This window comes from Pedobacter sp. KLB.chiD, from assembly GCF_047040275.1.
Taxonomy (GTDB): Bacteria; Bacteroidota; Bacteroidia; order Sphingobacteriales; family Sphingobacteriaceae; genus Pedobacter.
This window is the reverse complement of sequence record NZ_CP178207.1, coordinates 295,829-320,282: the sequence shown is the minus strand read 5'-3', so window position 1 is coordinate 320,282 and position 24,454 is coordinate 295,829. Positions and strand designations below refer to the sequence as shown.

The 24,454-nt window shown below is 43.0% G+C and carries 13 protein-coding genes, 1 other RNA gene and 1 pseudogene; 2 read left to right on the top strand and 13 right to left on the bottom strand.

Annotation, left to right across the window (positions count from 1 at the left end):
• Positions 1-838: 838 nt before the first annotated feature.
• The 8 genes from katG to ssrA all read right to left on the bottom strand — a co-directional run bounded on the left by katG (position 839) and on the right by ssrA (position 14,408).
• Complete coding sequence (gene katG, locus ACK1I8_RS01315; RefSeq protein WP_412467567.1) at positions 839-3,115, bottom strand: catalase/peroxidase HPI; 2,277 nt, start codon at positions 3,113-3,115, stop codon at positions 839-841.
• A gap of 260 nt (positions 3,116-3,375) precedes the next feature.
• Complete coding sequence (locus ACK1I8_RS01310) at positions 3,376-4,764, bottom strand: serine/threonine protein kinase (RefSeq protein WP_412467566.1); 1,389 nt, start codon at positions 4,762-4,764, stop codon at positions 3,376-3,378.
• A 4-nt stretch (positions 4,765-4,768) separates the two neighbouring features.
• On the bottom strand, positions 4,769-5,557 hold the full coding sequence (locus ACK1I8_RS01305) for an FHA domain-containing protein (protein WP_412467565.1): 789 nt from the start codon (positions 5,555-5,557) through the stop codon (positions 4,769-4,771).
• A 125-nt stretch (positions 5,558-5,682) separates the two neighbouring features.
• Positions 5,683-9,786 (bottom strand): FtsW/RodA/SpoVE family cell cycle protein, encoded by a 4,104-nt coding sequence (locus ACK1I8_RS01300; RefSeq protein ID WP_412467564.1) that lies wholly within the window; start codon positions 9,784-9,786, stop codon positions 5,683-5,685.
• Positions 9,773-11,218 (bottom strand): PP2C family protein-serine/threonine phosphatase, encoded by a 1,446-nt coding sequence (locus tag ACK1I8_RS01295; RefSeq protein ID WP_412467563.1) that lies wholly within the window; start codon positions 11,216-11,218, stop codon positions 9,773-9,775. The genes ACK1I8_RS01300 and ACK1I8_RS01295 overlap by 14 nt, the downstream gene beginning before the upstream one ends.
• A gap of 94 nt (positions 11,219-11,312) precedes the next feature.
• Entirely contained in the window at positions 11,313-12,266 is a 954-nt protein-coding gene (locus ACK1I8_RS01290) for a hypothetical protein (protein WP_412467562.1), read from the bottom strand.
• Positions 12,267-12,293: 27 nt separating this feature from the next.
• Entirely contained in the window at positions 12,294-13,637 is a 1,344-nt protein-coding gene (locus ACK1I8_RS01285) for a serine/threonine protein kinase (protein WP_412467561.1), read from the bottom strand.
• A gap of 404 nt (positions 13,638-14,041) precedes the next feature.
• Positions 14,042-14,408: a transfer-messenger RNA gene (ssrA, locus tag ACK1I8_RS01280) on the bottom strand.
• A gap of 253 nt (positions 14,409-14,661) precedes the next feature.
• Between ssrA and ACK1I8_RS01275 the strand changes: the two genes are divergently transcribed.
• Both ACK1I8_RS01275 and ACK1I8_RS01270 read left to right on the top strand, forming a co-directional pair.
• On the top strand, positions 14,662-15,252 hold the full coding sequence (locus ACK1I8_RS01275) for a GIN domain-containing protein (protein ID WP_412467560.1): 591 nt from the start codon (positions 14,662-14,664) through the stop codon (positions 15,250-15,252).
• Between the two features lie 418 nt (positions 15,253-15,670).
• Positions 15,671-16,789, top strand: a complete 1,119-nt coding sequence (locus tag ACK1I8_RS01270; RefSeq protein ID WP_412467559.1) for an alpha/beta hydrolase-fold protein — start codon at positions 15,671-15,673, stop codon at positions 16,787-16,789.
• 152 nt (positions 16,790-16,941) lie between these two features.
• On the opposite strand, the pseudogene ACK1I8_RS01265 reads toward ACK1I8_RS01270, so the two are convergent.
• From ACK1I8_RS01265 to ACK1I8_RS01245, 5 genes and pseudogenes are all read right to left on the bottom strand, one after another.
• A pseudogene (locus ACK1I8_RS01265) lies at positions 16,942-17,221 on the bottom strand (hypothetical protein).
• A 432-nt stretch (positions 17,222-17,653) separates the two neighbouring features.
• A complete protein-coding gene (locus ACK1I8_RS01260; RefSeq protein WP_412467558.1) occupies positions 17,654-19,621 on the bottom strand; it encodes a sialate O-acetylesterase in 1,968 nt (655 codons plus the stop codon).
• A gap of 134 nt (positions 19,622-19,755) precedes the next feature.
• Entirely contained in the window at positions 19,756-21,312 is a 1,557-nt protein-coding gene (locus ACK1I8_RS01255; RefSeq protein WP_412467557.1) for a glycoside hydrolase 43 family protein, read from the bottom strand.
• A 445-nt stretch (positions 21,313-21,757) separates the two neighbouring features.
• The gene (locus tag ACK1I8_RS01250) at positions 21,758-23,440 is read right to left on the bottom strand and encodes an endo-1,4-beta-xylanase (RefSeq protein ID WP_412467556.1); all 1,683 of its coding nucleotides are present in this window, start codon (positions 23,438-23,440) and stop codon (positions 21,758-21,760) included.
• 13 nt (positions 23,441-23,453) lie between these two features.
• On the bottom strand, positions 23,454-24,422 hold the full coding sequence (locus ACK1I8_RS01245; RefSeq protein WP_412467555.1) for a DUF5627 domain-containing protein: 969 nt from the start codon (positions 24,420-24,422) through the stop codon (positions 23,454-23,456).
• Positions 24,423-24,454 lie beyond the last annotated feature (32 nt).

Genomic DNA, 24,454 nt, shown 5'->3' with positions numbered 1-24,454 from the left:
CTTTTACTTAATATCGGTTATTAATAAATCGTTTTATGTAGTCAATAATAAATATTTTATTACAAAATCAAGAATTTTATTTTGATGTCTAGGATGACAATACCGTATTAATAAAAATGTAGTATGATTACCTTTACAGGCGCTGAAATTTTTGAATAATAATTAAACCGAATCAAAAACAGATTCAACCTAAAAAATTCATAGTCAAAATATTTAGGTGTATTATGAAAATTTTATAAAAACTCTGGTTTAAAGCGGAAGTGCCAGGTATCTTTTAAGTGGCCTTAATTAGCACTACCGTCGCCAGACTAGTGTCTGAATCAGCATGGTATATAAAATAGAAAGCCTCATATTTCTATGAGGCCAATTATTTTGTTTTATTTGCATCCACAGAATAAAACTAAACCAAACAAACTAATGAGACTATAAGACAAATGAGTTTGGGAATTGTTTTAAGAAATAAAAAATATTTTAATATTTTTTATTATTCAATTGATGAGCATGAATAAATGCTATTCAGACAATGTGAGTGACAGAACAATTTAAAGTAAAAATCCGCTATAGCGTCGTCATTGCGAGAAGGCCTTTTCAGCCGACGAAGCAATCTTACAATGATCGCTACCAGCATGCGCATTAAGATTGCTTCGTTCCTCGCAATGACGATTTCCTATTGGAGTCGTTTAAACCGTAACTTGTCTGTAACTCCGTAAAGAACCTGTTTTAAATATCTTACAAGGCCTTTCTATAAATAGTCAAGCCCAGCATAAGCTGAGCTTGACTTAACAAAATCCATAAAAACTGGCCTTAAACAGCCTCTTATCTAATTAGTTCTTAAGGATTACTTCAAATCAAAACGATCTAAGTTCATTACTTTATTCCAGGTGGCCACAAAGTCTTTTACAAATTTACCTTGTGCATCAGCGCTTGCATACACCTCTGCAATGGCTCTTAATTCTGAATTCGAACCAAATACCAGATCGGCCCGGGTAGCCGTCCATTTTGGCTGGCCAGTGGAGCGGCTGCTTCCGATATAGAGTTCCTTATCCTCTGCAATGGCTTTCCATGCGGTTTCCATATCTAATAAATTGACAAAAAAATCGTTGGTCAGCTGACCTGGTTTTGTAGTCAGGACGCCATTTTTAGAACCATCGAAGTTAGTATCCAGTGCACGCAGACCGCCTATCAAAACTGTCAATTCAGGTGCGGTTAAAGTAAGCAACTGGGCTTTATCAATCAGGAATTCTTCTGTAGGAACAGGAGATTTAGCTTTACGGTAGTTACGGAAACCATCAGCAACTGGCTCTAAATAACCAAATGATTCGATGTCGGTTTGTGCTTGCGAAGCATCCATCCGGCCGGGGGTGAATGGTACTGTAACGGAATGTCCGGCATCAGCGGCAGCTTTTTCTACTGCAGCGGTACCTGCCAATACAATTAAATCAGCTAATGAAACTTTTTTGCCATCAAACTGCGCTGCATTAAATCCATTTTGAATCTTTTCTAATACACTCAATACTTTTTGCAACTGTGGTGGATTGTTAACCGCCCAGTCTTTTTGCGGTGCCAAACGGATCCGTGCGCCATTGGCCCCGCCGCGTTTATCAGAACCACGGAAGGTAGAGGCTGAAGCCCATGCCGTAGAAACCAGTTCTGAAACACTCAATCCAGCAGCCAACACCTTTGCTTTTAATGCAGCCACATCGTTTTCATTGATTAATGTGTGGTCAACAGCAGGTATCGGATCTTGCCATAACAACTCTTCCTGTGGTACTTCAGGCCCCAGGTAACGTGATACCGGGCCCATATCGCGGTGGGTTAATTTAAACCAGGCCTTTGCAAATGCATCCGCAAACTGATCAGGGTTTTCTAAGAAACGTCTGGAGATTTTTTCATATGCCGGGTCGAACCGTAAAGCGAGATCGGTGGTTAGCATGGTTGGCAGGTGTTTTTTTGAGGCATCGAAGGCATCAGGAATAATGGCATCTGCATTTACTGCTTTCCACTGGTGTGCACCAGCCGGACTTTTTGTTAACTCCCATTCAAATGCAAAAAGGTTTTCGAAAAAATTGTTGCTCCATTGCGTAGGTGTTTTGGTCCAGGTTACTTCCAATCCGCTCGTAATGGTATCAGCACCTTTACCGGAACCATAACTGTTGTTCCATCCAAAACCCTGACTTTCAATATCAGCAGCTTCAGGCTCTTTGCCTACATGATCTGCAGAAGCAGCCCCATGGGTTTTACCAAAAGTATGTCCACCGGCAATTAAGGCCACTGTTTCTTCATCATCCATCGCCATGCGACCGAAGGTATCGCGGATATCTTTAGCGGCAAGAATGGGGTCTGGATTTCCATCCGGTCCCTCAGGATTTACATATATCAAACCCATCTGCACAGCCGCAAGTGGTTTTTCTAAATTACGGGTATGTACGTCGCCATCGGCATCATCATCACTCACCAACACGCCATGTGCCTTCCCTGCTCCATCAGAGCCGTGTGCATAGCGAAGATCGCCACCTAACCAGGTGGTTTCGGAACCCCAGTAAACCGATTCATCCGCTTCCCAAACATCTTCGCGTCCACCGGCGAAGCCAAAGGTTTTAAAACCCATCGATTCTAAGGCGACATTACCGGTCAGGATCATTAAATCTGCCCAGGAAATTTTGCGACCGTATTTTTGTTTAATCGGCCAAAGCAGCCTACGCGCTTTATCAAGGCTCACATTATCCGGCCAGCTGTTTAGCGGCGCAAAACGCTGTAACCCGGCACCAGCACCACCGCGGCCATCGCCTACCCTATAGGTTCCGGCACTGTGCCAGGCCATACGGATAAACAAACCTCCATAATGACCGAAATCTGCCGGCCACCAATCCTGCGAATCGGTCATCAGTGCATGAAGGTCTGCTTTTACTGCAGCCAGATCTAAACTTTTAAAAGCCTCAGCATAATTAAATCCGTCATCCATTGGGTTAGATAAACCGGAATGCTGACGTAAAATACTCAACTTTAATTGTTTTGGCCACCAATCGACATTTCTGGTGCCACCACCTGCTACATTGCTCTTCATGCTGCCGTTATGGAACGGGCATTTGCTGATATCGTTCGATTCTTTTTCCATTATGTATAATGTTTTGTTAGTGAAATCTGATCTGTTGTTAAAAATTATCCAATGATTAAAATTAGAGAATAGAAACAACTAATCACAATCATTTAATTCTATAAGGAAATAGTTAGAATCTATTACTACGGGAAATCAGCAATTTATGATCATATCAAAGGAATTAATCAATGAAACTTAACATCATATTCATCCTTCCTTAAAACAAAAAATGCCACATTAAGTATTAAAATTCGGCAGATATGATGGAAGTGGCCTGATCAGAATATCCCCAGAAATTTCTTTCTCTTTTTACCATTCTGTTTTTTGGCTTTTTCTGATGCTTTTACTTGCTGTGCCCATCGTCTTTTGGCATTTCTGATGCTGTCTTCTCTCGCTGTTTGCAAGGCTTGCCGGTATTGTTGATTTGCGATTTCAAATGGTGACCGATATGGGGTTGCCGGCGGGCTTACCATATTGTTGTTTTCTGTCTTGGTTAAGCTGTAAACTATAAAGGCAACAACTACGGTACATGCGGCAGCGTAGCCTAAAAAAGCCTTCCTTGGTGCATGAATGTAATTTTCCTGATGATACTGGCCGGTTAAACTATTGTATTTTATTCCGGCCTTCAGGGCCAGGGGTTTTAAGGTGGCCACTTCTTTTTCAAGCTTTTCGTTCTTTTGCTGTATCTCACCATACAGGGCGGCATAACGCAGGGTTTCATTGGGCACGGTGTTTTCTGTACGCGCAATGCCTTGTGGCGCTGACAATAGGCCCGCAGTAACTGCCTTCTGCAGTTCCATTCCATTGGCATACCGGTCAGCTGGATTTTTTTGCAGGCATCGCCCGATCAGCTCAATCAACCACTGAGGTACCTGCATTTCGGAATTCAGGATATCGTCCTGAAAGTTATTTTCCAGATTTCTTTTGCGCAATAACATGGGATCGGGGATTTCCTTTTCCAGATGTGATACCATAACGGTATTGCGGGCGGTATCGCCTCCCCCTTCGAGTGGAAAAGGCACCTGCCCGGCCAGAAGTTCGTACAGGATGATACCGTAACTATAGATATCCGTTTGTACCAGCATTTTTCCTTCATGCTGTTCCGGCGCCATAAATTCTACTGCCCCTGCATGACGAATGCTTGTTCTGCGCTGCTCTTCACTCATAATGGCCAGACCAAAATCCAGCAACACGTAATTGGCGGTCTGCGTATTGTACTTCACATTATTGCTTTTAACATCACCATGTTTGACCCCAAACTGATGACAGTGAGCTAGTGCCGCAGCCAGTTGTTCAGCTACTTTCAACAGTTCTTTAACGGAGAAAACTTTTTGATGCGGAGGCAATAGCAGTTCGCTAAGTTCGGGACCTTCGATGTATTCCATTTCTATGTAAGGAAAAGCTCCGCTATCGGTAATCCCTGAACTGAGCATCTTAACCACGTTCGGGCTGGGATGGGTGTTTACCTGTTGCAGCTTATTCACTTCATTGATAAAATTCCGGTAGTTTTTATCGCTTTCATCTTCCACATAAATTGGCGTAGGAATAAGTTTGATGGCCGAATAAACCGGTCCCATGCGCATCCCTTTGTAAACAGATCCCTGCCCACCGGTTTTTAATGCGCCAAGGTTTTGCAGCCCTTCTGCGATTGTAAAAATTTTACTCATGGTGCTATGGGTTAAAACTAAACTCCAATACAACTGATTCGCCTAAGATAATCTGATCTCCCTCTGCTAATTCCTGCCCAATCTGAGTTGCGTGGAGCTTTACGGTCTTTTCGGTAAGTGCTGAACGCAGTTTTACCTTATTTCGGGGTGGTATTCCACCTTCATCTGCAAAGATTAGAAATTTGGCGAGGTTAGTATCCCATTCGATATGCGCATGCTGTCTGCTGATGTACTTATTTCGTTCATCATCACTTTCCGATGGAAATGCAATATGGTTGGTGCGAAAATAACCTTCATCAGACTGTGCCTTTTCATCTCTGCCGATATTGTATTTTCCACCCGTGGAAGTTATTTCATAGCTTGGCTGTAAAGTTTTACCGCTAAGTGCTTTCAGATAGGCTTTAGCCTGTTGCTTAACAAAATGGATTTTGGTTTTGACTAACAAGGCAACCGGCAGCTGCTGCATTTCTACCGCATCGTCTGGAAAAGCTTCATCGAAAGCCACTGTGAGTGACCAGCCTGAGGGCAGATCCAGGGAATAATCATCACTGATCCGTTGTATTTCATTTTTTAATTGATCGGGATCCTCGCTGAATACGGCAGCATCATACACATGGCGCTCTGCAGGGCTGCAGTGGATGAAGATCCCCAGACCTTTGATATTTGCGCCTTCTCCGCCTTCCGCTTTTTGTAACTCCTGCTTTACAAACTGTAATAAGGCGTGCCTGATTCCCTTCACATCATCGGGATGTTCCCCACTTGAGCTTTTGAAGAGGTCGAATATCATTTTCATTTGTCTATTTATTAGTGTTTTGCTAATGTGTTATAAAAATATCCGGTTTAACACCTGCGCTGTTCCCAATCGGGTGAAGCTCCACAATCCATGGATTTATAGTTTGTGTTAAAATGCTCAGCGCTTCAGTTAAGTGCTGTCACAGGTGCCCTGTTATTATCCTTCACCGAAGGTAAAATGCTTTTGATATAACCGCCCTCTTTTAAAAATGGGATTACATGCCTGCCGGCCAACCGTACAGCGTCTGATGATCCTTTGGTAGCTTCAATGCGTATACAGACTACAATGTGGCCATTGCCGGTTGCGGTTGGTGCAAAAAATACATACCAGCCATCATTAATCTGTTTTTTCTTCCAGATCCGCTCTGGCGTACCTGTTTTACCGGCTACGGCCAGTCCAAGCGTTTGCACTTTTGGACTGCTCTGTTTGATCATATACTCCTGCATCAGCCTGGCGTATGCCGGATTGTTTACCAATTTCGTACCAGTTTTTATCGCCTGTGGCTGACCGTTTACTTTAAGAACAAACCTGTTTGCGATCATGTTTCCGTTATTTGCAATCCCCGCAGCCATTCTCGCCATCGCCGCCGGGGTTGCAATAAGTGCGCCCTGCCCCCAGGCCATTCCGGAAATTCCCTTTGCCCTGGTTTTACGGATATTGTTTGGATCATACTTCGGTTTGGTATTAAACTCGGTCCTCCGCCAAAGCTTTTTCCATTTTTCTTCCTGTGCTGCGTTTTCGCCAGGTTTGTTGTAATAATAACCTCCGGCTCCATGCAGAAACATGCCTGTTTTTAAGTACAGCTCGCCCATGTTTTCCTGCAACTGCTCCTGGTTTGCCAGTTTGATGAAATAGACGTTGTTGGATTTGACCACTGCCCGTTCCAGATCAATCCATCCCGTTTCGTCCGGCTCAATACCTTTTGTTCGGATACGCTCCCAGGAGGCCACCTGGTATTTTTTTTCGGCAGCGGCCATGCCCAGTTTATTGAAGGATGCCATGGCGGTAATCAGCTTAGCAGTTGAGCCTGGCTGTGTAAAATTGGTAAAGCCAAGATCAGCGGTCGTTGTCCACCCCGAAAGCTGGTTCTGTTCTGCATTGGTCATGGTTAACCGTTCCCAATCATGTATGGGTGGCAGTGGATATACTGCTGAAGTGAGGACATCACCAGAACTTGCTTCCATGATCACCACAGAAACCCGGTTATCCGAAAGCGAAGTGTCCCGGGCAATTGACTTTTGGATCCTGGTCTGCAGGCCGGCATCCATGGTTAACTGTATATCGCGATTTTTATTTTTAAATTCTTCCACCTCTTTGCTACTGATTCCGGCCAGAAGTAATGGAGAAAGTGCAGCATAATCTTTTTTCACAACCGTCATTTCCTTTACTCCCCGCGCCAGGAAACGGTTTTCGCTGTATCTCTTCGCAAGTACGGTAAAGCTTTTTACGGGTAATTTAAAACCGCGGAGTTCGGCCGCATGTTCATACTCTGCAAAATAGCCGTTAACACTTCCGTTAAATACACCTGAATTTGCATCACCCGTCCAAAAAAACAATTGTTCTTCGAAAGGATAATACCGGTCTAATCGCTGATGTACTGCAGAGTCGAGATTATAATTTGGGATACCTGCACCGATGAGCTTAAAGTGTTGCGCCCTCACACTGTCGACATTGCTGGTTGCCATTAAAACACCCTTGCGGTCGTGTATGGTTCCGGCTTTTAAACGGCTCATCAATATTGCGATACGAGGATTGTAGCTGAACATTCTCGCGCCGCTACGGTCTGCAACCAAGGCCGGCTGTACAACCCATTTCCGGTTGTTGAGCACATAGCCTGCTACATTAGCGCCCAATAGCAGGATGCCTAAACAGGCAGCGATTAAGGCCGGCACCAGGTTTTTGTCTTGCGTTTTAGCGATGTATTGCATCTGAACTTCGCTGCCCCTGACAGCAGATACTGATAATAAAAATCCGGCAGCTAAAAAATTGAGTACAAGTGATGATCCCCCATAACTTTGAAAAGGCAGGGATACCCCTGATAACGGTAACGCTCCGGTAGAACCACCTGCTATGAGCAGAAACTGTACAAAGGTGGATACGCCAATACCCGCACTTAAATAAAATAGAAACGGAGAGCCTGTCCGCCGCCCGATAATAACAGATCGGTGCAGGTACAACAGAAACAGCAGGAAGATGCACAACATACCGGTTAATCCAAATTCTTCACCTATTGAAGGTAAGATCATATCAGTATGTGCTTCAGGGATGGTTTTGGCAAAACCCTGACCCACACCCTGGCCGGTTGCGCCGCCGGTAGACATGGCCCACAAACCATTGGCCACCTGGTCGCCGCCATAAACATCATTGTTCCAGGCATCCTGCCAAATTGCTTTCCGGTCTCCCAGGCGCTGTACCGGCCCCGGGAAAACACGGTCCAAATACGGAATCTGGTCAATGGTTAAAAAAGCCGACATAATTACCAGCACCATGATGGCAGACTCACTAAGCTGCCTTCGCCCGAAAAACATCAGCACACCAACCAAAAGCAAGGTTACCCCGGTGGATATCCATATGTTTTCAAAAACCCATGAAGCCAGAACGTATAATAGGATAGCGCCTGCCATGAACATAAAATCGCCCCGGGAGAATGAAAAAAGTATAATAAAAGTGAAACAGACCACCATCGCCGGCCCCAGATCTCCCAATATCAAAAATAACATAAGGGTTAACAGTATCGCCAATAAGGCAAAGGAGAAGAATGACCATCTTTTTTTCCAGCTCATATATTCACTGATCAGTTTCTCGTTTATGGCGAAAAATCCTGCAAGAAAAAAGATGATCAGATACTTTACCACTTCACTGGGCTGAAAGCCGAACAGGTTTACCTTTACACCACTTCCTTCTGGCCCGGTTCCGAATAAGATCGTGAGTGCCAGCAATCCAATGGCGGCCAGGGCCCATGGCCAGCCGTTTGCAGCTGACCTGATGTGCTTAAATAAAAGCAGGCGATAAATCCAGGTATCGGTATTGAAACGACGCAGTTTGATGCACAGCATCAATAAGATTCCCCCAAAACCCATAAGCAGGTACAAGAGCGAATCTTTAGCTAAAAAACGGTCGCGCAGCGGATCCTGCAAACTCAGTAACATCAGGAATGAGATGCCCGTAAGCATCATCACTACCGGTAATATGACCTGATCGGCAGTACTGAATTTCCATGAAAGGATTAAGTGGACAAGTAAGAATCCACCAATCAGGCTTCCGCAAATGATCATAAACCACATGTTGAATTCTTCAGGTGTTCTGATGATCAGCGATTTTTCCTTTTTCAGGATATTGAAGTCCCTGGTAGAAAAAAGCTTTATCGTATGTGGACGCTGTTCAAATGTGAAGGCGGTATTTTCATCAAGGTCTTGTACGCCCTTTGAGGCACCAAACTGAAAGCCCGGTTTTAAAGGTAATACCTTGAATGCATGGTTGCCAGGCAAGTTGGCAAAAGTGAATTCTCCTGCAGTACCGGTGCGGGCGTAGGCGGTGAGCTGTTGTAATTTCCGTTTGCCAGCTGTATCCAAAGTATAAACCTTTGTAATGCCATTTGCTTTTTCAGTTATATTTTTGATGGATGCTGTCGGCTCGTCATTGTAAATACTGTCCTGCGGCAAAATCATTTCCAAACGGACCAAAACTCCTTTTACAGCTACTTTATTTGCTACGATTTTCCCACTGATACCATACTCCCCCATGCCGAGATTTACCTCGGAAGGGTAAGGGCGGGGTTTACTTTGCTCCTGGTCGAATTTAAGTGAATCATCACCCGTATAACCGAGCAATGCCCGTGATGCCAGCACCCTTGCTTTAAATGATTTGCCTCCTTTTGCATAGGCTTCATCTGCGGGTAAAAAGTACCTGCGTTTGTTCACCTCGCCAATATTGTCTAATTTCTCTGCATTTGGCGTCGCAAAAGCAATGATTTTTTCTATCAGATCAATATCGCGCTGGTCTTCAAAATAGTAGCCTTTTTTAAGTAAATTCCCGATATGTTCAGCAGGTTTTTCGGCATTCAGGTTCACCATCGTACCAGCTTTTAAACGCGGCTCAACTTCTGCAAACCTAGGCTGAATGATTGTGTATAACTGATAGAAGAAGAGTGCCAGAACGGCTGCAGTTGCTAATATAAAAATCCGTTCCTGAACCCGGCTTACTTTATCTGCTCCTTTATTCTGCTCCATTTTTTGAGTGTGCGGTTTTAATGGTGTTACCTTTTGGTGTACTAACCTTCATTAGTGCTGCATTTACCAGTGTCCGGTCAGGGAAGTGGATGCTGTTTTGTATGGGAAGCAAACAATTGGTAAAAGTGACATTTTTGAGTAACAGGGCCTGGTCTGAAATGGTGATAGCGGTAGCGAAGCCTTTAAACTGCAGACTGTCTAGCTTCATGAGCTTCGATTGAGGCAGCATCGTTATGGCCGCACCTTTGTATCCACTATCTGCTTGCAGCACAATGCCATTTGCGATAACATAGAGCGTGTCTTTCCGCAGGCGTAACGTATCGCTGATCAGAACCGGACTTTTAAAAACCGAATCGGATAATACCAGCGTGTCTCCCGGGGCATGGTCAAACGCATCCTGTAGCAACTTCTCCTGGCTGTTTCTTACTTTTTGTTTTGGCGACTGATTTACTGTTGAAACAGGAGTGGCTGACTGTTGGCGCTGCAGGTACAAAAATACGGTAGTACCAAGAAGAATGAGACATAAAATAAGCAGCGCAGTAAACCAATAATTTCTTTTAGGTGCTGCAAGAGTTGATGTTTCCGGATTTTCAAGAGGCCGTAGGGCTTCATTTCTTTCCGCTCCTGCTCCCGTTTGGGCCTGTTGTGTATGGTCTGGCCTGGTGGGCTTTGCCTGCTGAGGCGTTTTATTGTTCTGCAGCAACACAACGGTGATATTGTCGCGGCCGCCATTTTCATTGGCAAGAGCGATGAGATTGCCTGCTTTTTTTGCCAGTGTATCTCCCTGTAAAAGCAGGGTGGTCATATCCTGCCTGTTTACCATATCAGTCAGTCCATCACTGCATAATAAGAGGAGATCGCCCGGCAGGAAAGGAGATTGACCGGTTTCAATATAATGCTCATCGGTAGCAATCTGCTCACTGAAACCGATCGCCTTATTAATTTCATTGCGTTTTGGGTGCTGCATGGCGGCCGTCTCATCCAATCTTCCCGAATCTTCCAGAAAGCCTACAAATGAATGGTCTTTAGAAATTTTGATCAAGGATCCATCCCTTAACAGGTATAATCTGGTATCGCCAACGTGCGCGTAATAAAATTGATTGTGTTCAATATCCGCAACTACTATAGTGGCCACACAGGCCATTTCAGAAAGGGTTGTTTCGGTTTGCTTTTTGGCAACAATCACCTCATTTGCATTCCTGAATGCGCTGATCATCTGGGAGATTGGATCGCCCGGACGACCTGAAAATTGCATCGAAATCTGTTCGGTTGCAATAGCGGCTGCTACCTCTCCGCCATGATAGCCACCCACGCCGTCTATTACAGCTGCCAAAATCAACTGATCGCTGGTAAGGGGCTTAACAATAAAGCTGTCCTCGTTATTGTCTCTGGATTTGCCCGTGTCTGTGAGGCCAAAAAAGTGTTTATCCATTTTTATTACGGGAATTTTTAATGTCTTTGAAGTGAACGATCATCAGCGCAACGACCAGTGATAACAATAAAATTGATAGCAGTTGCGACATAAGCTAGGATTTAAAGAGGTTTACACCAATTATACCGTTAAGTAACATCCTGGAGTTAAGCGGCAAGGAAACCCAATGTGGTGAATTAATTTCGCTGCGTTGCACCAAAACCTCGTTCAAAGTGGTAAGTTCGCCAAAAGAAGCTAAGTAGAAATTACCATCTGTTTTATTGTAGCGGATATGTAAATGTGGTGAATTAACCCATTCTGAGGAAATCTTGAAAATATTGGAATCTTGACGTCCATCATCATTTCCCGAAACGATAGTATCTTCAGTTTTGATCAGGAACTCGATTTTTTTGCCCGAAAACTGTTTATCGGGTACAATGGCTTCCAGTCGGCCGATAACGGCCTGGTCCCCGGAAGGGACAGTGTTGCCCTCGGTATATTCCAATTGCGCATCATATGGGATTTCCATGTAGCCTTCGCTGTAATAGGTAAAACCTTTTAAAATATCATTATTGATATCGAATGTTTGCGCAATACCAGTTTGCCGGGGAATAAAAGTGACCCGGAGATTTTCCGATTTCTGATGATTGTCTGGCAACAGTTTTCCGATAAAACCCTTATCGCCCCTTGCATAATCAGGATGTGACACCAACCGAAATACCCATTTTGAGCCAGATGGTTCAACATTCTTTCCTGATTGCTGGTGTTCTCTTAAAATCTCATAGAATTTTTTAACAGTTTCCTGTACAATTAAGCCCAAAATCCCCTGTTTGTTATCTATAAATTCCCGGTAATCTTCGGCGTTAAAGGTGATGATGAATTCATGATAAAAAACAATGCGGTCTGCAAAAGATAATTCCCTGATGGACTCCTTGAACTTATCCACAATAAAACTGTAAATGGTTTCCGGAGTAAGTTGCGGGGATTTTTGGCCGCTGTTCTTGTTTTCATCGGTTAGAAACCAATCCTGAATACCGATACGCTGCCAGAAATTTGATTTTGTTTCCATATGTTAGGGGCCAATTGTTCTTAAAAATTAAAATTCTATAGGACTAGATGAAGTATCGGGGTCAAGGTTTTCTATACTATCGGCGGCTTTATCTCTGGCTTTTTTGATCTCCGCGTTGATTGCACTATCTACCATCCGCTTTGTTGCTGCAGCTTCAGCCAGTTTACGCTGGTTTGCCAATCTCTTTCTCTCTTGCGCTGCGGTATCAACTACCGATGGGATCGAATCTATGGTTTGAACAGTTTGCTGTGTCGCTGATTTGCTTCCAAACCGGGAATATCCCAGAAAAGCGATCAATCCAATAATTGAGATGATCATCAGGATGAAAGCAAAATAAGGTAATAGTATACCGTTTTTTTCGGGAACCAGGGCGCTACTTTCCAGTGCCAATACCTGTTTACGGAGTGCTTCGTTTTCCTTTTTGAGCAAATTGATAGCTTCATGGTCTATGGGAAGTGCATTGCCTGATAAACTTCCGTTGAGTACCGCTTCATGCAAGGCCATGCCATCGCTGTACCTAAGCATAGGATCTTTCTGCAGGCATTTTTCGATCAGTTTGAGGAGCCAATCCGGAACCTGCATTTCCCGGGTCTTCTGTTCCTCGGTCCAGCTTTGGGGTAAGTTTGCCTTGCGTTGGGCAATCACGTCAGGTATTTCACTTTCCATATGACTGATCATTACCGAATTACGTGCTGTATCGCTATTTCCACTTAGGGGAAAAGGAACCTGGCCACCGAGTAATTCGTATAAGATAATGCCATAACTGTAAATATCAGTTTGTGGAAGCATTTTGCCTTCATTTTGTTCGGGCGCCATAAACTCCACCGCGCCTGCATGCCGGATGCTACTTCTACGCTGCTCCTCACTCATAATAGCAAGTCCAAAATCGAGCAGTACATAGTTCGCTGTGTGCAAATTATATTTAACGTTATTGCTCTTAACATCGCCATGTTTTACGCCAAGTTTATGGCAATGCTCAAGGGCAGCAGCGAGGTGTTGAGCAACTTTTATGACTTCGCTTAGCGTAAATATCTTTTGATGAGGAGGTTGAAGCAGCTCGCAAAGATCAGGCCCCTCGATGTATTCCATTTCGATAAACGGAAAGGATCCGCTTTCGGTTATGCCGAAACTGAGCATTTTTACAACATTCGGACTAGGATTTTCATTTACCTTAAGCAACTTTGCAACTTCATTTTCAAAATTGCGGTAGTTTTTATCTGTGCGGTCCTCGGTATATATCGGGGTAGGTATTAATTTCACCGCAGAGTAAATTGCACCGATGCGTTTCCCTTTATATACCGATCCCTGTCCGCCCGTTCGCAGCGCGCCTAAATTCTCCAGCCCTTCTGTAATTGTAAATACTTTACTCATATTTCTCCTAATAACAATTATAGCATTTTTTTGTTGCCAAATAATATTTTTCATGTGATCAGGGCTTATAAAGCCTTTCCTCTTTTGCCTGGCGAGAGCAAATTTCCATTGTTACCGGCCGCCTCCGGTTTAAAACACGAACAGGTTAAAATAATAATCAATATTGCCAAAATAAAGTATCTGGTTTCTTATCTGATTCACAAAGCTATTATTGTGCCAGAACCAAGTTGGCAACGTAACCCATATCATGGTATAAAACAAAAACCGGCGGGTTAGAATTTTAGTCTACTCATCTCTCGAATTACTGGTACATCAGTTATTTGTTGAGCAAAATCGATCAGATACAACAAAGGCCTGCAATCAATGATTTGCAGGCCTTTTTCAGTAATTTTTGATAATGATTGAAGTGGAGCCGAAGGGAGTCGAACCCTTGTCCAGTTGTGAGATAAATTATACCTTCTACATGCTTATTTTTCAGTTGATTTTCGGGAAATAAACGGGCTGAAAACCGACCTTATTTATATCCTTAGATACTTTGTCTCACTTTAAGTCGTATCTCCTTAAAGCCAGCTTTGTTGTTTCGATGCCCCAGGTTCTAACCCAACAATGCAGCAGTTAGAGGGACAAAAGCTAAGCTAGTTCTAAACTAGGCAGCTAAGGCGTAAGTATTTTCGCCAACTAAAATTTGATCGTTCACTTTAAGTGCTCTCCGAACAACGCACTGCATGCTAACATAACTTTCGCCACCCCGTCAAATCCAAGAACGGCCCCAGAGAAAGTTTTTATGGTACAAATACCAGACCACAAATATACGAAAAACTGTGTTAAATCACAATTCCCATCATCAAACCTCTGAAAATACACAGCGACAACCCGCTTTTTGTCTTCAAATTTTGGGCGTTGGTCGATTAGCTTCCCAGGCTGGTATAATGCTGTGGTTTACGCTGAAACGTTTGCCGTGTCTGCACGTCTTATTATCAGAACAATCAATAAAAACATTATAAAAAATTAAAACTTAAAGCATATGAAAACTTTACTTAAAACATTATTCGCATCATCTTTAGCATTGGTATTATCAACTTCAGCAGTAGTATCAGTTCATGCAACTGAAACCATTAAACCAGTTCACGCTTCAAAACCATTGAACTTTAAACGTATTAAAGTTAGCGGGAACGTAGAACTGACCATTATACAGGGAAAACGTACAGGCATTAGCTATACAGATGAAAACAGCGGGGAAGTTAAGGTGATGCAAAGCGGAGATGGTTTAGAAATTACCGCTCTGGATAATAGCAGTGCAAAACTGACCATTTATGTAAATGATCTTTATCGTATCCATGCCATGGATCATGCTAAAGTGAAAACACAGGGTAAAATCAATACGCAATACCTGCAGGTATTTCTAAGCGGAAATGCATCGTTAGAACTGAATTCACAAACTGAAGGATTATATACCGTGATTGAAGATCAGGCTGATTTAACCTTAAGCGGCTCAACTAAAGACCACATGCTGGTAATGGGCCAGGGACAAAAGCTTACGATGGACAAATTTGTTGCCGCGAATACCAAAACCAGCTTAAACACTGACATTGCAATAGCCTTAATCAGCAAATAAAAAAAAGGCTCATATTTTGATTCAGGCGGTCTGTTATGGGCCGCTTTTTTGTTGGTTAAGCAATTCAGACACTTGACATAATGGAAGAGTATCTGCTCCTTAAAGAAGTCGTCAACCCTGTATCAGAAATGATTTTGGAGATTTTTGGCAGAATAATATTTTGAAAGGTCGTCATTCCCGTGAAAACGGGAACCTTAACAAGATTGAATGGCAAATAAGTAAGTCCCTACCAAGTCATTAAGATGCCCCAGTCAAGCTGAGCATGACGACACCGCCAAATTGTAAGATTGTTAAACATTTCTGCTATAAAACTAAACAATCTGCGCAATCCAAAATGCATGCATCAATTATCTTTAAGCAATCTGCTTAACGCTTCATCTGGAGGTTAGGGCGTACTAAACAACTTAATTAACCAAATATGATGAAACTCAAATTTATGATCATTGCACTAAGCACGGGCCTCAGTTATGGCATGTGCCAGGCACAAAACAAGCCGGAGAACATTAAAGAAGACTTTAAACCAGCTGTAACCAATCAACCCGTCCAGGAATTTCCACAGGTTAATTCGCAAGGCTACGCCCGATTCCGCATTAAGGCACCACAGGCAGACAGCATCAGGGTAAGCCTTGGTTTGGGTGGACAGGGCGGAACCAAACTCAGTAAAACGGCCGACGGATTTTTTATAGGTACCACTGCCGGCGAAATGGATGAAGGTTTCCACTATTATCATCTGACCATTGATGGTGGCGTATTTAATGATCCGGGCGCGATGAACTATTTTGGCTCCTCACGCTGGGAAAGCGGGATTGAAATCCCGGCCAGGGACGAAGATTTTTACGCCAATAAAAATGTAGCCCATGGAAATGTGCAGCAAATACTTTTTCCTTCAGAGAGTACCCGTTCATCTCGCAGGGCATTTGTTTACACTCCCCCAGGTTATGGAAAAGACAAACAACGTTTTCCGGTATTGTACTTACAACATGGATGGGGCGAAGATGAAACGGCCTGGACTAATCAGGGCCGGGCAAACCTGATTATGGACAACCTCATTGCAGCAGGAAAAATTAAGCCCTTTATCATTGTGATGACGTATGGAATGACCAATGAAACCAAATGGGGACGTATGAAAGACTTTAAGATTGATGGTTTTCAAACCTTGTTAACTGAAGAGCTGATTCCGTACATAGACAATAACTTTTTAACGATCAAAACCTCAAATGGCCGTGCTATGGCAGGACTATCGATGGGTGGTATGGAGACACATGCCATTACACTTAATAAACCAGGGCTTTTTGGTTATTATGCACTACTGAGTGGCGGAACGTTTAACCCTGCTGAACTGAATGGTAAGCCAAAACCGAAATTAATTTTCATCAGCTGCGGAAGCAAAGAACGTCCTGAAGGCGTGAAGAATGCTGTGGCAGCATTAAAAGAGGCTGGTTATCATGCCGTTTCTTATGTTTCCGAAAATACCGGTCACGAATTCCAGACCTGGCGCCGCAGCCTCCGTGAGCTTGCTCCGCTATTGTTTAAATAGATTAATCTGGCAAACTGTATAAAAAGCATTAGGAACAACAGGAGATTTTAACCAATCAATAGCCCATGAAAAATATTCGTCCGATCGTTATAGGATTGGAATTTTCGCAGCCGATCAGATGATGTTCATCAACTATCTGATCATCTCAATTTTTATTGGCCCGAGCTAACTGGGTGGTAATTTATCTTCGTAGATGATTTTTCCAAAACCACTTCCGGATCAACCATCCATATTTTTACGGTGTGCCTGCCAGCGGTTTTGAAGGAATGTGACGAGGTAAGCGCTGGCATTATCCTTTACCGCGTTCGCCCAACTGGCATCCGCTCCTGAGGCACTGGGCTTGGCTATTATGTTGAGGGTTTGAGGAATGGCGTCATCTATGGAGATTCCAACCTTTAACCCTTCCGATGAAAAATTGACCGTCGGTTCCACCACCAAATCAATCTTAACCTTGCCGATTTCAGCAAAGAAAACAGATAAATTTTAATTTTTATTTGGAGCGCAGGGTTTGTGCTAATAGAGTAGCGTGTTCCCGTCTTTTGCTTTTACGCTTCGCTGCCTCGTACCTCGTTGCTGCAGGGTAACGCTTCAGCCGGGGCTAATTGGCTAATTTTGTAGTTCATTTTTTGCGTTGCTTGGTAGATTCAATGTTAGCTTCCGGAAGCTTTAAGATAAAATAGTTGAAAACCTCTTTTGAATATTTCAAAGGCGTTTCGATACTTCATAAAGCTCAATAAAGGCTAAGCCCGACGTGACAATTAGAGGTGACATTTTACACCTTATGATACAGCCTCGACGATAAGAAATAAAACCTTTGTTAAACACCTCTAGCATTCCTAATTTTTTGGTTATGCTTCGCTATCGCTATTTATTTCCTTCCGCTTCGAAAGGGGAAGCCGGTAAACCTGCTTTGTTGTATAAATTAGCCCGATCGGGATTATCTGCCCATGCATAACGGACAAAGGCTGGCTTTAAAACCATTGGACTCGAAAGTACAACGGTATCACCTAGCAACCTGGCCTGGGCCCAATAGAACACCCTATCCTCACCCGCAAGGGCGAAACCGTTCAATTGATCAGATCCTTTAATCATCAGCCCAGGCGAACTATGATCAAAATTTATGGTCAATTCAGATCCTTTTAACCGATTTGATCTATAAATAGGCCCAGAATAGGTAACCTGCTGATCGTGGTAAGCTAAATGCCCGGCCCAAAGCGCCAAACGTTCACCCACGTCTTTTTTATTCAGCGGATGAATATCATTCCATTCGCCGGCATCTATGGTTACTGCCATCCCGGTATTGGGTACAGAAAGTGCCTGCAGCTGGCTTTGCCTAAACTGCGCCCAATTACTTTCTTCGGGCAGATAGTTGGCTTCCATAAAATTAGGCAGCTGCGCATAAATAAAAGGCAGATCGCCTTGCTTCCATTTATTGCGCCAGTCTTTTATCAGCGCTGGCAACAATTGCGCGTAAATTTTCGGATCTCCGGTATTGGATTCTCCCTGGTACCAAACAAAACCCTTTATAGCAAATTTTACAGCGGGTGCAACCATGGTATTAAATAATCCGGTCGGCTCATTCTGTGCCACTAAAGGCATTTCGGTCCCGGTGCGAAAACCCTGGTTTTGCTTTGGTTGCGCATAACCCACTTCAAAAGTCCATTCTCCGCGTAAGTCTATTTTTTTATCGGGCGTGATTAAAGAATAATTTTTATCAGGTACAAAACCGCCTTTTCCACTGCTGCTGATCACTTTAACAATAAGAATATTTTTTCCAGTTTTCAACAATCCGGACGGGACAACATACCTGCGCGGTGGGTATTGATAGGTAGTATTGCCGATAAATTTGCCATTGAGGAATACCGAATCTGCATCGATAATTCGCCCGATATAAAGTTTAGCCTGCTGCCCGCTCATTTCAGCAGGGATTTGCAGTTCTTTTCTGAAATAAAAAATCCCGTTGATATTGCGGATTCCCTGATCTGCCCAGTAGCCCGGCATCCAAAATTTCCGCCAGCCGCTGGCATCAAAATCAGGATCGGTCCATTTTACCGGACCTGAAAGCCCCTCATCAATTATAGGGGCTAATGTTGATGGCCTGGCTAAGTTCTTCTCTTTAAGTTTTTTCTGATCATTGGCCATAAAAGCTGAATCCCTGAAATGATCTATTTTTCTGAGTTGTTCGGGATTCGTCAAAAATGCATCGCGGCTCATCCAGGCCTCAATAGGAGTACCCCCAACGCTCGAATTGATAATACCTATGGGAATGTTATATCTTTGAAAGAGCGTTTTCGCAAAAAAATAACTGGTTCCTCCGAAACTTAGGATACCTGCTCCGGTAGCGGGAACCCATTTTCCGGCGGGGAGATCGGTAGCTTCTGCAGATAAATTTGCTTTGGTCGGAACAAAAAAGTTCCTGATCAGTGGAAAATGATCCTTTTCAATCACTTGCGGATAGGCTTCTTTTAACCTTTCCATTGGTAGGGCCATATTTGACTGCCCTGAACAAAACCATACCTCTCCCACCAGAATATCATCCAGTGTAATTGTATTTTCTCCTTTAATCATCATCTTAAAAGGACCCCCGGCTTTCATTTTACCCATTTTCACCGACCATGATCCCTGATCATCGGTAATAGCCTTATAGGTTCTCCCCTTAAAACTGACGATTATTTTTTCTTTTGCCGCTGCCCAGCCCCAGATCGTTAATGGACTTTCGCGCTGGAGCACCATGTGGCTGGATACCAATTGGGGCAAAACAACTTTAGCAGAGACTGAAAAGCTCAAAAGCACTAGCCAGACCAGGCTGCATAAAATAAATTTTGTTCTCATATCTTAATCAATGCCCAAAACTATTTAACCGTGCCGGGCTTTTTTTTGCCATTTGAGTATAATACGGCCATTAATGTTCAAAACTGCCTGCCTTAATAGAAGTAGATCAATATCATATTTTAAAACGACCTGGTTTAATTAACTTTGATATGGAAATAATCAAAGTCTGCATGCCCGCCAACCTGCTCCGTTGCATAATTGAAAAGACCAAAACGGTAGCCCATAAAGTGTGGTAAGGTGTACGACATCTTTAGTTTTTCGCCAACCATATTCCACGATTTACCGTCTAAGCTGTAAGCAAAAGAAGCCAGGTCATGGCGATCCGTAAAATCACAACTCGCCCTTAAATAAATTTTTTGCTGTTTCAGTGGAATTTTGATGCTTTCTATGGGCTGATTATCGTTTACTGTGTTCACTACAATAAACAAGCCTTCTTTTAAAGATTTAACGCCAATCCAGCCGTACTTTTTCTGCAGCAATAGCATGCCGGTGCAATCCCCAATCTTCATATTTTCCAGATTGATGCTGGTTTCGGCTGAACTTGCCGGTCCTACCGTTCTTTGGGTAAGCGTATTTCTGGCCGAGAGTACCGAGGTATCCATCCTGGAGGTTTGGATTGTTAGAAAACCTTTTCTTTTGGTGAGCGACCAATTGGCATGATCGGGATTATGGTTCCATTGCCATACTTTTTTAAGGCCGTTTTCTTCTCCTTTTCCATCAAAATCATCAGAATCGACAATGCCGGGAATCGGGCTTTGATTTTTAGCCAGGAGAAGTGTATCCTGAACTTTTGAATTTACCCCCAGAACCGGCCAACCTTGTTCCCATTTTACCGGAACGAGATAAGGAATCCGGCCAACGGCGCCATAATCGCGAAAAAGGTATGAAAACCACTGCCCTTCAGGGGTACTGATCAATCCGCCCTGTGCAACACCTTTATCCTGTAGCCCTATTTTCCCGGTGTATGGTCCCATCAGGTTATCAGCTTTGTGAATAATGACTGTACGCATGCTGTTTCTTGGCCAGGTAATGTTAAACAGATAATATTTGTCTTTTACCTTGAAAAGTTGCGAACCTTCGGCAGGCAAACCTGGATTATCGCCAGCCACCTGCGTGGCATTTTCTATCAATACCTGAGGGCTTGTACCTGTTTTTATGCCAGATAAATCGGTATTTAATTCTGCAAGCATAATTTTGCCAGCGCCGTAAACCATAAATACCCTGCCTTTTTCAAAAAACAGGGAATGATCATGAAGGGCAGGACTAAAGGCATACCTTTTCCAGGGGCCTTTTTCGATATCTTTAGTAGAATAGATGTAGGTTTTGTTGGTTGTACCTAAAAAAGTACTCACATAAAACAGTCCTTCATGATAGCGTAAACTACTTGCCCATGATCCTCTTCCATAATCATTTTTACCATTGTTTAAATTTAACTGATCATTATTGGCCAGGGTATCATACACATAAGTTACCATTTTCCAGTTTACCAGATCTGTAGATTTCATAATCGGAAGACCTGGACTCATGTGCATGGTTGTACTGCTCATGTAATAGGTTTTTCCTACCCGAATGATCGATGGATCAGGTACATCAGCAAAAATAATGGGATTTGCAGCGGGCTGAGCATGAGCTGTAAAATGAAACAATCCATTTAAAAGCACGGTACAAAGATAAAATACGAGGTTTTTCATAATGGGTAAATTGAATTTATTGATGAGGCTGGATCATATAAAACAAGTTGTTTTTTTGGGGCTGAACTCGATGAAGTATTTGAATATATAAAAGTATGCTCAAATAAGTCTTTCCTCAAGCTATTGAAAAAAAATGGTCGTCATCTCGACCGAAGCAACGCGGAGTGGAGAGATCTTTTGAGCCTGTTATAGTTTCGCTGAGTAAGATTTCCGCATGCGCGGGAATGACGATTTTTCCAAGAGAGCCGTGGCGTAATTCTCTCTTCATTGATATTTACTTGTATAGATCTCTCCATTCCGTTGCACTCCAGTCGAGATGAAGATTTAACTTTTGAGTGATAGATCTCAAAAGACATCGTCATTCCCCATCAAGTTTGGAATGACGATTCTTTGAGGAGAGCTATATCTTGAATGCTTTTACATCAACTATAACTACAAACAAAGCTTACTTGCCCCTGAGTGCTTCTGCAACCCCCACATAAGCAGGTTTACGCACGAAACCTCCTGTCCATAATCCAATGGGTTCATCAGGTCTCCAAAACGAACTGGCCGGGCTATCCAACGGACTCCAGATGGTAATGCCATAACGTTGAGCCGGCGGAATAATCTCAAAATACTTATCAATTACATATTTGTACATATCTGCCTGTGCTTTGTATTCTTCTGGTGTTACTGCAGCTGTTTTTTTATTCGAAACGCCGAGATCAAGTTCCGATATCTTGATCAATTTGCCTGTAGCCGCCAACAATTTGAACATTTCAACGATTTTCGTTTTATCATTTTCTGTACCCATGTGCATTTGTGTACCAATGCCATCCACTTTGGCACCTTTACTCTCAATATATTTTACATACTCAATTAGTCCCCTGCATTTATCAAGGCTGCTTTCTAAACCATAATCATTTATAAAATGAATATCAGAGGCATTCCCGTACTGGCGCGCCAACTTAAAGGCGGCCACGGCATAATCTTTACCTAAATAATCCTGCCAGTAAAATTCATCGGTAGCTATATTGGTTTTACCCACGCCTGTTTTCAACTGTGATGGATCTGGCCAGTCAGACATTGGCTCATTTACCACATCCCATGCTTTTACATTGGCTTTGCTCACAGCAAGCATTCCGGCAATCCACTTGTCAAGTGCATTTGTTAAAAGCGTTTTTTTCTCATCGGCCGTTTTTTCGATTATTTTATCGCCACCATTTGGATTTACCCGGTTGAGTGATATTTTATCCATAGAAATTTTACCGGCATAAGCTCCAAAGCTAAAAACCAGACGGGTTCGATCACCTGCAGTAATGGTTTTTTCCAGTTGTACAAGTTTCCAATCCGTTGAAATATTAAAAGAGCCAAAATCATCTGCTCCATAACTTTTGGTTTCCTGTGCTGCTACCGAGGCTGCCCCCGCAACACTCCCCTTAACGTAAAAGCTAAGTTTATATGTTGAAGCACTTTTAAACGGAGTGGTGAAATCCATGGCAGTCTGTGCTTCCCAGGAATTAACAACCTTAGGATTAGACATATTGAGCGCATAGCCGGTACCACCATATCCATCACCTTTTGCGGAGACCTCCCTGACAGAACTGTTTCCCCAGCCAAACCAGCCTGAAATATTTCCCGACTCAAAATCACCATTGCTAATCAGGTTATCTTCAAGTGCGGGTCCGTTGGTTCCTTTAATGATAGTTGGCGCGATTAAACTATTAAGGTACCTGGCATTTTGGTTGGCGTGCCAGCAAAGGGTATGTCCATAAACATCCATGCCCGAATTTTTAGCATTTTCGAGTAATTTCTTCACATTATCAAAATCCATACTGCCATCATCTTTCACAATGGCGCCGTGCTTCATTTCATAACCGATTACAATCTGGTTGAAATTGCTGTTCGCCAGGCGATACAACACCCCTTTGTTATTGTATTCGGATAGGGATGTGGCTACCCCCAGTTTAAAATTCGGATTGGCCGACCAGTTAAAATAAGATTTCAGTGCTTTGTAAGCATCAATTTGTTCCTGTGCCGCTATTGATGCAGGTTTTTCAACAGAAAAATCAAGTGTTTCGTGCTTTTTGCATGATACCGATAAAACCGGAAGACCGATGATTAAGGCAATTTTATAAATATTTTTCATCTTGATTAACATTTTATTTTTTAACCGGATTAAAGGTTTCCATGGTTACGCCACGGTTGCGCATCACAAGTGTATCAGTAGTGGCTACAGACATGTCGGTAAGGTCGATGTTGTAATTCAGGTAAAGCGCATCTCTGTCGGTATTTCCCCAGCTGTTCTTTTCTCCACGTTTGATAAATTTGCCATTTCCGGTAGCCGTAAATGTATTATCGGCAGCAGATACCGTACAGTTACCTGAATTATCGAAAGTAAGCAGCAATTTGCAGGTAATATTCCGGTTGTCTTTATCTTTGAATACCGCATTAAATGTATTAGACTTTAAAGAGGTAGTTACCACCTGATTAACCTCATCACTTTCCACATAGGTCATGTGTCTGCTAACGGTTTTATTCAAACTGGTGTTGCCGTTTTTACCGGTGATTACATCTTTACCGCGGCGCAGGTAATAACCATGCCATGGATTGATGTATTTGATGGCATATAGCGTATAGTTCTTGGCTTCCAGAATCTTATCTGCATTTTGTACCGAAGTCATCCGCAGCGGAATAACGTATGTATTTTTCAGCGCAAGCGGATCGGCAAAAAAAGCATCAGTAAGCTGTACCTGAACCCCACCCGTAATTTTACCTTTCGGGATAGTAATAGAACCACCCTGAAGGCTATAGTAGTTTGCGGGCATGGCTACCACATTTCCGGCACCACCAAAAGTAAGATTGCTGGCCAGGGTATTATCTACCGCCACTCCAATACTTACATCATTTTTAACTTCATATACACCACCCGTTGTAGCCATGATTTCGCAACGGTACTGGTTGTCCAGAGCGGTATCATATAAATCCTCGCCAAGGGTAATGGTACGAACAGGACTTTGGTATGCAAAATACACAGTTTGGGTTCCGTAATCGGGAAATTCCCATTCCTGATTTTTGCATGCCCCTAAAAACACGGCCACTGCCAGCAACAATTGGATTTTCTTTTTCATTTTCTTTAAATTTTAATCCTGGTATCGATGAA